Origin of the sequence: Streptomyces graminilatus, from assembly GCF_001418565.1 — a bacterium.
GTDB lineage: Bacteria > Actinomycetota > Actinomycetes > Streptomycetales > Streptomycetaceae > Streptomyces > Streptomyces graminilatus.
The window spans coordinates 1-7,653 of the sequence record NZ_LIQQ01000735.1; the positions used below are offsets into that span (position 1 = coordinate 1).

At 70.7% G+C, this 7,653-nt stretch carries 7 protein-coding genes; 5 read left to right on the forward strand and 2 right to left on the reverse strand.

Translation table 11 applies throughout. The annotated features are described in order from the left end of the window. Positions 1-233: 233 nt before the first annotated feature. The 3 genes from cmk (at position 234) to der (ending at position 3,212) form a co-directional block, all read left to right on the forward strand. Positions 234-911 (forward strand): (d)CMP kinase, encoded by a 678-nt coding sequence (cmk, locus tag AOK08_RS40800; RefSeq protein ID WP_055535485.1) that lies wholly within the window; start codon positions 234-236, stop codon positions 909-911. Beyond that, on the forward strand, positions 869-1,573 hold the full coding sequence (locus tag AOK08_RS40805) for a lysophospholipid acyltransferase family protein (protein ID WP_055535487.1): 705 nt from the start codon (positions 869-871) through the stop codon (positions 1,571-1,573). Before cmk ends, AOK08_RS40805 begins: the two co-directional genes overlap by 43 nt. Before the next feature lie 166 nt (positions 1,574-1,739). After that, complete coding sequence (gene der / locus AOK08_RS40810; RefSeq protein WP_055535492.1) at positions 1,740-3,212, forward strand: ribosome biogenesis GTPase Der; 1,473 nt, start codon at positions 1,740-1,742, stop codon at positions 3,210-3,212. Between the two features lie 62 nt (positions 3,213-3,274). Here der and AOK08_RS40815 read toward each other — a convergent pair whose 3' ends face one another. Both AOK08_RS40815 and AOK08_RS40820 read right to left on the reverse strand, forming a co-directional pair. Continuing rightward, on the reverse strand, positions 3,275-3,745 hold the full coding sequence (locus AOK08_RS40815; RefSeq protein WP_055535493.1) for a hypothetical protein: 471 nt from the start codon (positions 3,743-3,745) through the stop codon (positions 3,275-3,277). A gap of 177 nt (positions 3,746-3,922) precedes the next feature. Continuing rightward, on the reverse strand, positions 3,923-4,696 hold the full coding sequence (locus AOK08_RS40820) for a hypothetical protein (RefSeq protein WP_055535496.1): 774 nt from the start codon (positions 4,694-4,696) through the stop codon (positions 3,923-3,925). Between the two features lie 540 nt (positions 4,697-5,236). On the opposite strand from AOK08_RS40820, the gene AOK08_RS40825 reads away from it, so the two are divergent. After that, positions 5,237-5,956 (forward strand): LysM peptidoglycan-binding domain-containing protein, encoded by a 720-nt coding sequence (locus tag AOK08_RS40825; protein WP_055535497.1) that lies wholly within the window; start codon positions 5,237-5,239, stop codon positions 5,954-5,956. 192 nt (positions 5,957-6,148) lie between these two features. After that, entirely contained in the window at positions 6,149-7,153 is a 1,005-nt protein-coding gene (locus AOK08_RS40830) for a helix-turn-helix transcriptional regulator (protein WP_055535499.1), read from the forward strand. Positions 7,154-7,653 lie beyond the last annotated feature (500 nt).

Genomic DNA, 7,653 nt, shown 5'->3' on the forward strand with positions numbered 1-7,653 from the left:
GAGGGGGGACCCCCAACGGGCTGATGGTGTGCGGGCTCGTCCCCAGGTGCCGGACGGGCTGAAATGACCGGGCCGGCGTCGTATGCGCACCGGACGGGCTGAAGATGCCGGAACCGGCGTCGACGAGGTAGTGACAGGCGTGCGGCCGGACGAGGGACCCGCACCAAGTAACCTTGTCCGGGGCACCCAGCGCCCCCGCCCCACCACCCCGGACCAGGAAAGGTGCCTCCACAGTGGATCGCGCCGCAGTGATTGTCGCCATAGACGGGCCTTCCGGCACCGGCAAGTCGAGCACGTCGAAGGCCGTTGCCGCGCAGCTCGGGCTGAGCTACCTGGACACCGGGGCCCAGTACCGGGCGATCACCTGGTGGATGGTGAACAACGAGATCGACCTCACCGATCCCTCCGCGATCGCCGCCGTGGCGGGCAAGCCCGAGATCGTCTCCGGTACGGACCCGCTGAACCCGACGATCACCGTGGACGGCACCGATGTCGGCGGCCCGATCCGCACCCAGGAGGTCACCTCCAAGGTCAGCGCGGTGAGCGCCGTACCCGAGGTGCGCGCCCTGATCACCGAGCTCCAGCGGTCCATCGCCGCGGACGCCGAGAACGGGATCGTCGTCGAGGGGCGGGACATCGGCACGACCGTGCTGCCCGACGCCGACCTGAAGATCTTCCTCACCGCGTCCCCGGAGGCGCGTGCCGCCCGCCGCAGCGGTGAGCTTCAGGGGGCCGACGTCAACGCCACCCGGGAGGCGCTGCTCAAGCGGGACGCGGCCGACTCCAGCCGCAAGACCTCGCCGCTCGCCAAGGCGGACGACGCGGTGGAGGTCGACACCTCCGATCTGACCCTGGAGCAGGTCATCGAGTGCGTCGTCACCCTCGTCGGGGAGAAGCGGGACGCGAAGTGAGCGACCCGTCGAACGTTCCGTCGCTGCGAGGTGCCGAGGTCGGGCGCCGGATCGGCGTCGGCCTGATGTACGGGCTGTGGAAGCCGCGCGTCCTGGGCGCCTGGAAGGTCCCCGCGACCGGTCCGGTGATCCTCGCCGTCAACCACTCGCACAACATCGACGGCCCGATGGTCATCGGCGTCGCGCCCCGGGCGTCCCACTTCCTGGTGAAGAAGGAGGCGTGGGTCGGCCCGCTCGATCCGGCCATGCGCGCCCTCGGCCAGGTGAAGGTGGACCGCTCGACCGCCGACCGCACGGCGATCACCCAGGCCCTGAGCGTGCTGGAGAGGGGCGGGGTCCTCGGGATCTTCCCCGAGGGCAGCCGTGGCGAGGGCGACTTCGCCGCACTGCGCTCCGGGCTCGCCTACTTCGCCGTGCGCAGTGGTGCACAGGTCGTTCCCGTGGCCGTGCTGGGCAGCACCGACCGGCGCGGACGGCTGATAAAGGGGCTGCCTCCGCTGCGCAGCCGCGTCGACGTGGTCTTCGGTGACCCGTTCGAGGCGGGCGACGGCACCGGGCGGCGTACGCGCGCGGCGCTGGACGAGGCGACCGTACGCATCCAGAAGCAGCTCACCGCGCATCTGGAGAACGCCCGACGGCTCACCGGCCGTGAGGCACGTTAGGCACGTTGGGCGGGTTGGGCACGTTGGCACGTGAGGAAAACGCGGGGCGCTGCGCCGAGCGCTGAGCGACACTTGAGTACTTGAGCGGTTTGGGCAGTTTGAGTAGTGGATCACCCGACAACCGGGCGGTTCCACCGATCACCACGATGAACGAGGTACGGACTTCATGAACGACCACATTCCCTCCGAGGGCTCGGGAGAGTACGAGCACGGAGAGCTTGGCGATGCCGAGTACGCGGAGTTCATGGAGCTCGCCGCGGTCGAGGGCTTCGACATCGAGGAGGTCGAGGGCGCGATCGACGAGGCGGGGCACGGGCCGCTGCCCGTTCTCGCCGTCGTCGGGCGGCCGAACGTCGGCAAGTCGACACTCGTCAACCGCATCATCGGGCGCCGCGAGGCCGTCGTCGAGGACAAGCCCGGCGTCACCCGCGACCGCGTCACCTACGAGGCCGAATGGGCCGGGCGGCGCTTCAAGGTCGTCGACACCGGCGGCTGGGAGCAGGACGTCCTCGGTATCGACGCCTCCGTGGCCGCGCAGGCCGAGTACGCGATCGAGGCGGCCGACGCGGTCGTCTTCGTCGTGGACGCCAAGGTCGGCGCGACCGACACCGACGAGGCGGTCGTCCGGCTGCTGCGCAAGGCCGGCAAACCCGTCGTCCTGTGCGCCAACAAGGTCGACGGGCCGAGCGGCGAGGCCGACGCCACCTCCCTGTGGGGCCTCGGGCTCGGCGAGCCGCACCCCGTCTCCTCGCTGCACGGCCGGGGCACCGGCGACATGCTGGACGCCGTCCTTGAGGCGCTGCCCGAGGCGCCCTCGCAGACCTTCGGCGCCGCGGTCGGCGGCCCGCGCCGTATCGCCCTCATCGGCCGCCCGAACGTCGGCAAGTCCTCGCTGCTGAACAAGGTGGCGGGCTCGGAGCGGGTCGTCGTCAACGAGATGGCGGGCACCACCCGTGACCCGGTCGACGAGCTGATCGAACTCGGCGGCGTCACCTGGAAGTTCATCGACACGGCGGGCATCCGCAAGCGCGTCCACCTCCAGCAGGGCGCCGACTACTACGCCTCGCTGCGTACGGCCGCCGCCGTGGAGAAGGCCGAGGTCGCGGTCATCCTGATCGACGGCTCCGAGAACATCTCCATCCAGGACCAGCGCATCGTCACCATGGCCGTCGAGGCGGGCCGCGCGATCGTCGTCGCCTACAACAAGTGGGACACCCTCGACGAGGAGCGCCGCTACTACCTGGAGCGGGAGATCGAGACCGAGCTCGCCCAGGTGGCGTGGGCGCCCCGCGTCAACGTCTCGGCGCGCACCGGCCGCCACATGGAGAAGCTGGTCCCGGCGATCGAGGCCGCCCTCGCGGGCTGGGAGACCCGGGTCCCGACGGGCCGGCTGAACGCCTTCCTCGGCGAGCTGGTCGCCGCCCACCCGCACCCGATCCGGGGCGGCAAGCAGCCGCGCATCCTGTTCGGCACCCAGGCGGGCACCAAGCCGCCGCGGTTCGTCCTCTTCGCCTCCGGCTTCATCGAGGCCGGCTACCGCCGCTTCATCGAGCGCCGCCTGCGCGAGGAGTTCGGCTTCGAGGGCACGCCGATCCACATCTCGGTCCGGGTGCGCGAGAAGCGCGGCCGGAAGAAGTAGCGGATGTCATGACTGAGGGCGGCTCCCGTCAGGGGCCGCCCTCAGTCACATCCGGGTCGTGGTCACGCACCTCGGCGCGGACCCGGTGGCAGCGCCGCCGGGATGTGGGTCATCCCGGTGTAGTGCTGCTGCCGCCCGCCTGCCGGCCATACGGCGGTCGGGGTCGGGGGCGCCGGCTGCCCCTGTGGCGGGTCGGGCTGGCCGACCCGCTGCCACACGGACTGCTGCCCACCGCCCTGGCCGCCGTTGCGCGCGCTGAACGCCCCCGCGCTGTAGGCGCTGTACGAGCCCGTGCCCGAGCCGTACGAGCCGCCGTACTGGGTGAGGCCGCCCGGGCTCCTCCCGAAGGCCGAGAAGCCCAGCTCGTCCTCGCCGCTCCGGTCGCCCGGCAGCGAACGGAAGGACTTGCCGTACTCGGCGTAGAGCGCGTCGTAGATCGGCGTGGCCGATGGGCCGCTGATGTAGTCCTGGGTCGACCGCGCGGACGGAACCGACTGATAGGACTGGCGGCGGGGGACATCGTAGGTGTGCACACCCCTCCAAACGACCCCACCCCACATCGGATGCGGCCGGGAAGAGGATTGGCAGGGTCGCGAAGCGCCTGCCAGGGGCGCGGGGCTGCGACATTTGCGGCTCCCGCCGCGTGGGCGCGACAAGCCACACTCAACCGTCAGCCGCCAACCAGCCGAAGCCCCCCACCGCTACAGCGCTCAGGTGCCCGCCAGAGGCAACGCGCTGGCGACCAGCTTCCCGATCCCCGCGGCCTTGTCCAGCGCGTCCCGCAGCAGATCCTCCCGGGGCTGGCGCCCGATCGACCCGACCGGCGCCGCGAACACCAGCACCTGCTGGTGCTTGTTGGCGGCGGCACGCCAGCTGTCGGTGACCTGGAGCGGCTGGTGCGCCTGCCACCAGGCCACCGCGGAGCCGCCGTTCGGGCCCGGCTGGAGTACGGCGTGCAGTTGGCCCGCCGCGAGCAGCACCGACCAGCCGTGCAGCACGGGCGGCACCTCCGTCAGCTCGGTCAGGGGCATGAAGCCCTGCTCGATGAGGAGCGGCAGGAAGTCGTCGCCGGCGCCGGTCGCGCCGGGGCGGACGATCGGGGCGGTCGGTTCGACGACCAGGGCGGGGTGCAACTCGCCCTCGATCAGGACCAGTCCGCTGGTGACTCCCAGTACGGCCTGCTCGGGTGCGGCCATCGGGGCCTCCTCGTCGGCGTTGATGGAGCGGACCGCGCCCTGGAGCTGCTCCTCGGTGACCTGGACGACCTGCGAAGGCAGGCAGCCCGCGTGGGCGAAGGCGAGGACGGCGGTCTCGTCCCCGATGAAGAGAACGGTGCTGGTGCGCTCCTGGGCGGAGTCGCCCGGCGTGCGGCAGGACGTGCAGTCGTAACTGCCCGGAGCGTTGTCGCCGGCGAGCAGACGGTCGGCTTCTTCGTCGCCGATCTCGGCGCGGACCTCGTCGCTGACATCGAGCATGCGCGGCACGGGTGGCTCCCTCGGGATGCGGTGCGTGGCGGGGCCGGGTCGCCCCCGGCCGGTGGGCCCGGACAGTCCGGGCTCATAAAGATGACAACGGCCATCTGTGTCAGGGGTCACGCTGCGGGGCGAACGTAATCGAACCATCCTCCGCATGTGGTCACAGTGGGTGTGGAATCGAGCACTCTTGGTCAAGTAACGGACAGGTTACGGAAGTTGGTTCGGTGAACTGACTCACAGTTTGTTCGAGCGCGTGGTCGACAAATCAGGAAATGGGCGCATGAAGTGGGTGCCCGAAATTTGTCGTTACCTGCGGTAACCATGAACTGACCTGGGAGAAAGGGGAGTTGGTTGAAATCGGCACGTCAGGGTCCATAGATTCCTCCGCCGTGTGCACCTAGCACCGCTCGGGAAGGTCCGCCGGCAGCGCAGAACCAGACAACGCGCAGCACTACGGCCGGTGGACGGAGCGGAGTGCGCCGACCGCGTCTGACGCGGGGTCGGTGTGCTCCGGTCAGGGGGAGCCCGGGTCTGTGGAGAGGGATCTTCATGTCCGAATGTGCCGATAGTTACACCCGCAAGACGCGCAAGACGGCGGTCCTCACCGGAGCGGCACTGCTCGCTCCGCTCGGCCTGGTGGCCGCGACCGGCAACGCCGCGGCGGCGGACGGCGGGGTGTGGGACCGCATCGCCCAGTGCGAGAGCGGCGGAGACTGGCACATCAACACCGGCAACGGCTACTACGGAGGACTCCAGTTCTCCGCCGGCACCTGGCGCGCCTACGGCGGTACGGCGTACGCGGCCACCGCCGACGGGGCCACCAGGTCCCAGCAGATCGCCGTCGCCACCAAGGTCCAGGGCGCCCAGGGCTGGGGCGCCTGGCCCACCTGTTCGGCGCGTGCCGGTGCGTCCGGGAGCGCTCCCGCCGCATCGGGCTCCGGTTCGGGTTCCGACTCGGGCTCCGGTTCGGCCGCCACCGGGTCGACGACGAAGTCGGCCAAGCCGTCCGGCGGCGACCGGTCGGCAGGGAAGACCAACGGTTCCGGCGGGTCCACCGCCTCCGAGACGCCGTCGAAGGCACCGGAGCGTGCGCCGGCCCACGTCGGCCGTAGCGCGTCCCGTGGCGACTACACCGTCCGCGCGGGCGACACCCTGAGCGGCATCGCCGCCCGGTACACGACCACCTGGCAGCACCTCTACGCCGCCAACAGGGCCGTCATCGGCGACAGCCCCGACCTGATCATGCCCGGGCAGAAGCTCGACTTCTGAGCGCGCGACTTCGGAGCCGCTCCAGCCGCTGAGCCGCTTCGCCTGCTTCGGCCACGGTGCCCCACCCGGTCCTCGGACCGGGTGGGGCACCGGCGTCCCGGCAACCCGCGAGCCGTCGAGTCCGTAGTGGTCGTTCGTCCATAGAGGTCGACGAGGACAGTGGCTGTCCGCGATCGCTGGCAGACTCGCCCCATGTTGGAGACCTCGGCACGGCTGCTGCGCCTGCTCTCGCTGCTACAGGCCCACCGTGAGTGGTCGGGCCCCGACCTGGCCGACCGCCTCGGTGTGACCCCGCGTACCGTCCGCCGGGACGTGGACCGGCTGCGCGAGCTCGGCTATCCCGTGGACGCCAGTCCGGGCACCGGGGGCGGCTACCGGCTCGGCGCCGGTGCCGAGCTGCCACCGCTGCTGCTGGACGACGACGAGGCGGTCGCCGTGGCCGTCGGGCTGCGGACCGCCGCCGGACAGGGCATCGAAGGCATCGGCGAGACCTCCGTACGCGCCCTGGCCAAGCTCGAACAGGTGCTGCCCGACCGGCTCCGCCGACGGGTCGGGGCCCTGAACGCCTTCACCGTACCGATGCTGCGCGGGCCGCAGTCCTCCGCCGTCGACCCGGCCGTCCTCACCGAACTCGCCCACCTGTGCCGGGACGCGGAGCGGCTGCGCTTTGAGTACCGGGGCCACGAGGGGGCTGTGTCGATGGCTCGCCGTACCGTCGAGCCGCACCGCCTGGTGTGCACCGAGCGGCGCTGGTATCTGGTCGCCTGGGACGTCGACCGCGCCGACTGGCGTACGTTCCGCGTGGACCGCATCACGCCGAAGCCGCCGCACGGACCACGCTTCGCCCCTCGTACGCCACCCGCGGACGATCTCGCCGCCTATGTCTCCCGGGGCGTCTCCACGCACGCGTACGCCTCGCACGCCGTCGTACGCCTGCTGGTGCCCCTCGCGGAGGCCGCCGAGCGGATCTCGCCCTCCGCCGGGACGCTGGAGCCGGACGGCGAGGAGGCCTGTCTGCTGCGGACCGGGGCCGCGAGCCTCCATGTGATGGTCGTTCACGTGATGATGATGGGCTTCGAGTTCGAGGTGCTGGAGCCCGCGGAACTCGTCGACGTGATCAGGACCTCCCGGGACCGGCTGTCTCGCGCGGTGGACCGGTCACCGCTTGACCGGAGCAGCACAGAGGCACCGTCGTGAAGATGTGATGCGGAGATTGTATGAGGAACTCGTGGGTGTTTTACGCGTCCTGTCGACCCGCCGACGGCCCGACGTGCGGCATCACCACACGCGGCATGGGTGTGGCATGCGGAAGGGACGCGTAAGACGTCACGGTGGGGGCGGGCGGCGCAATTCACTGTCCTCGACTCGCTCTTCCGGCGAATGTGAACGGGGTTTATACGGGGCTCGCGGAGTGCCGGCGAATTTCGTTCGAATGGCGGTCGGAAGTATGGGTGACCAGCCTTCCGTATGGCGGCCCGCGTGCGGATTATCGCTCGAAGAAGCTGATGTGATCTTGTGACGCGGGTGTGACCGGAGCCGTACGGAATGCTGCGTGGCGCGGGGGTACGGGGTTCCCCGGGCGCAGGTCGGCGCCTACCGTGGCGGGCATGTCATCGATTCCCAGGCCTGAAGAGAACCAGGACGATCCGAACGCCTACGTCGGCCTCGGCGTGGCGGAGGCCGACGTAGGCGTTCGG

Excerpts from the sequence above, each read along its gene's own strand:
- der (WP_055535492.1), top strand. The coding sequence starts at position 1,740 with ATGAACGACCACATTCCCTCCGAGGGCTCGGGAGAGTACGAGCACGGA.
- AOK08_RS40825 (WP_055535497.1), top strand. The coding sequence starts at position 5,237 with ATGTCCGAATGTGCCGATAGTTACACCCGCAAGACGCGCAAGACGGCG.
- AOK08_RS40830 (WP_055535499.1), top strand. The coding sequence starts at position 6,149 with ATGTTGGAGACCTCGGCACGGCTGCTGCGCCTGCTCTCGCTGCTACAG.